This window comes from Caulobacter sp. X (assembly GCF_002742635.1).
In the GTDB taxonomy this organism is placed as follows: domain Bacteria; phylum Pseudomonadota; class Alphaproteobacteria; order Caulobacterales; family Caulobacteraceae; genus Caulobacter.
Genome location: NZ_PEGF01000006.1, coordinates 1 through 2,697 on the forward strand (window position 1 = coordinate 1; position 2,697 = coordinate 2,697).

Below are 2,697 nucleotides of genomic sequence, written 5' to 3' on the forward strand. Positions count from 1 at the left end.
TGCATACGGCTTTTTGCCCGCTTTTAAGCTGTTTTGGTTTTTTATTGCGAGTCATTTTTTAAATTCAAAATAATTTATTTTATTTTCATTGCCTTATAAATCAGCAACGAGTTGCGAAAGGTGTGCCCTATCTCCTCTAAGCGGAGTCGGGGTCAAGGAGGAACGCAGGAGCGTTAGCGACGAGTAGTCCTTGACGCTGACGCAGCGACCCACGCTCTGGCTTGGGGTGGTTGTAGCGCAGCGTAAGCCACCCTCGAGCCTCATGGCGGCGAATGGCTTCCCCGATAGGGGAACGGGAAGGGGAGATCAAAACGCGTCGTTAGACGCATTCCTGAGCCGTTAGGCGATGCCTTTGAGGTTTAAGTATCTAAGTTGCTAAGTCAAATACGATCGTTGTTTAAAACGCAAATTTGGAGGTTTAAGTTTTATGGTGGGTGCCACAGAGCTTTCAGCAATGAAACCAAGGAATGAAGTTTACGTGTTACCGAAGTTGATTCTGTGCACCCAGGAAAAGTATAGCTAAATTTGGGCTGTCAATGAACTAAGCAAGTTGCTCTACTTCCTCAGCACGCATGCCTTTTGCATCTTTTATCGCTTTAAAGATCACCCTTTGGCCTTCACTGAGATTTTTATAACCATCGTGCTTAATGGCGCTGAAATGAACGAAGTAATCTTTGTTGTGACTGGCAATAAAACCAAATCCTTTGTCTTTGCTAAACCACTTCACCGTCCCTTGTTGTTTTTCAGACATATTTTCTCCTATTTTTCTGGATAAAAGTTTTTATTAAGCGTTTTTTCCAAAGAAAAAGGGCATTTTTCCTGGAATATAGATTTATTTACTCCCATTTCTGTAGCAGCCCAAAGAATTGCTTTTCGATAAGCTCGTTCTAGTTTCTCTTCAATTTCGTGCTTTAAGCTTGGGCTTTCCTCAAATAGCTCTAATACTTCATCCCTTTGTTCCTCAATGGTGTATTTCCAGCTATTACTCTGTCTTTCGGGTTGAAATTGCCATTTCAGCAAATGAGCTAGCAAAACAGCTAATCGACTAATTAATTCTCTTTTTTCGCTTTTACCCATACTTTCAATTTCCTCAGCAATATGCTCAACATCTATCTCGGAAAATTTTCCCTCCCTTAATAGTTTTGCGTTATGCGTTGTCCAAGCATAAAAATCTTTTTCATATTCTTTCGTTATGCTTTTGGGCATTTTATTCTCCAAATAAAGCGTTATTTTTGAAGTGTAGTGTTAGCTAAAAGTAAAAATAAATTCTGTCTTTGTTTTTTTATTTTTTGATCAAAAAGCCATGGTTTATTTTGCTCATAAATCTTAATATCTTCTTCATGAAAAACTCTAATTTTACCTCTAGAAACGATAGCATATGGTTTTGGAAATTCTTTCGTTTTAACCAGTTTATGAATCCCTGCTTTTGTGTAATTCCAGCGATCACAAAGATCGCTAATTGATAATAAATTCACAATCAAAATTTCTTCAATATTTGTTTTAAAATTCACTATCTCACGCGCGTTGACGATAGTCAACGTATAAGCGCGCTCTTCATTTGCCAGTGCGGCTTTTTCGATTTAATGTCAAAGTTAATTAAATGTGATTTGTATTTGCTTATCAATATCAGACTGAACCAGATTTTCCTCTTTTCCTATTTCTTGGATGGTTTTCTTTCGGTATTCATGAATAAAAGTTAATCTATTGCCGTTAAAAAATAGATTTGGATTAAACCAGAACATATTTGGTTTGGTACTCTCGGCTAAAAAACCTTTTTGAATTAATTCGCTAAGGGCTCTGTGAAAAGACGCTCTTGATGATTTTATATGGTTTTCTGAAAAGTACTCTTCGGCCCCTACCCAGGCTAAATAGACTGCGTCAGCGTTTGGTGTTTTTTGTAATTCAGTTATTAAATATTGCAAGACCCTTTGAGCTGTTGGTTTCAAATCAAAAATTGCTTTTATATTCTTTGTGTAAATTTTTACAAATTCATTTTCATCAATTTCTTTTACAACGTGAATTCCGCTATGAGAAATGCTTTCCCCTTCAACATTTATGTGCTTCCCTCCGGAAATTTTAACCATTTTAGACCCTATTTTTATCTCTGTTTTTTGCCAAAATGGATTTTCTGGGTAAGCCAATACATTTTTCCTTTTTCCTGGGATAGGTTCTTTTTTCATTTTATCTCCTTTGCTGTCTCATTTCATTGGTTTTTTTTGAGACTGTTTGCGTCATTCCGTGATACTATTTGTCTCAAAAAAACATGGTAATTTGATTCGGTCTCATTTTCAACTTCTTTTTTGAAACAAACAGTCGCATGAGCTGTGAGACTGTTTGTCTCACGGCGTGACATGGTGGGGGTTGATTTTACTGGGTTAAATGGCATTTCTCTTCTTAATTCTTCAGTAGGGCTAATTTTTAAACAAATAAGGACTTCGCTATCGCTCAGAAAATATTTAAACAAAAACACAAAATTAAAGGCATCGCCTAACGGCTCAGGAATGCGTCTAACGACGCGTTTTGATCTCCCCTTCCCGTTCCCCTGTCGGGGAAGCCATTCGCCGCCATGTGGCTCGAGGGTGGTCTTACGCTGCGCTACAAACCACCCATCGTCATAGGCTGGGTCGCTGCAGCAACAATCAAGGGCTTTCGCGGCATATCCTCAGTCGCTATGCTCCTTCCGGTATTCCACGTTCC

4 protein-coding genes are annotated in these 2,697 nt (G+C 38.5%); all 4 read right to left on the reverse strand.

The window, feature by feature from the left end; all coding sequences use genetic code 11:
- Nucleotides 1-541: 541 nt before the first annotated feature.
- From CSW60_RS22880 to CSW60_RS23350, 4 genes are read right to left on the reverse strand one after another with little or no spacing between them, the layout of a single operon-like run.
- Nucleotides 542-751 carry a cold-shock protein gene (locus tag CSW60_RS22880; protein ID WP_099539391.1) on the reverse strand — a complete coding sequence of 70 codons (210 nt, stop codon included), beginning with the start codon at nt 749-751 and terminating at the stop codon, nt 542-544.
- An 8-nt stretch (nt 752-759) separates the two neighbouring features.
- The gene (locus CSW60_RS22885) at nt 760-1,206 is read right to left on the reverse strand and encodes a DUF29 domain-containing protein (protein ID WP_099539392.1); all 447 of its coding nucleotides are present in this window, start codon (nt 1,204-1,206) and stop codon (nt 760-762) included.
- A gap of 20 nt (nt 1,207-1,226) precedes the next feature.
- Nucleotides 1,227-1,538, reverse strand: coding sequence for a hypothetical protein (locus CSW60_RS23345; protein ID WP_143324266.1), 312 nt, complete (start codon nt 1,536-1,538; stop codon nt 1,227-1,229).
- 54 nt (nt 1,539-1,592) lie between these two features.
- On the reverse strand, nt 1,593-2,180 hold the full coding sequence (locus CSW60_RS23350; protein ID WP_143324267.1) for a hypothetical protein: 588 nt from the start codon (nt 2,178-2,180) through the stop codon (nt 1,593-1,595).
- Between the last annotated feature and the right edge of the window lie 517 nt (nt 2,181-2,697).

What these genes read in the sequence shown, in the direction of transcription:
- CSW60_RS22880 (WP_099539391.1), bottom strand. Translation starts at nt 751, where the DNA reads ATGTCTGAAAAACAACAAGGGACGGTGAAGTGGTTTAGCAAAGACAAA.
- CSW60_RS22885 (WP_099539392.1), bottom strand. Translation starts at nt 1,206, where the DNA reads ATGCCCAAAAGCATAACGAAAGAATATGAAAAAGATTTTTATGCTTGG.
- CSW60_RS23350 (WP_143324267.1), bottom strand. Translation starts at nt 2,180, where the DNA reads ATGAAAAAAGAACCTATCCCAGGAAAAAGGAAAAATGTATTGGCTTAC.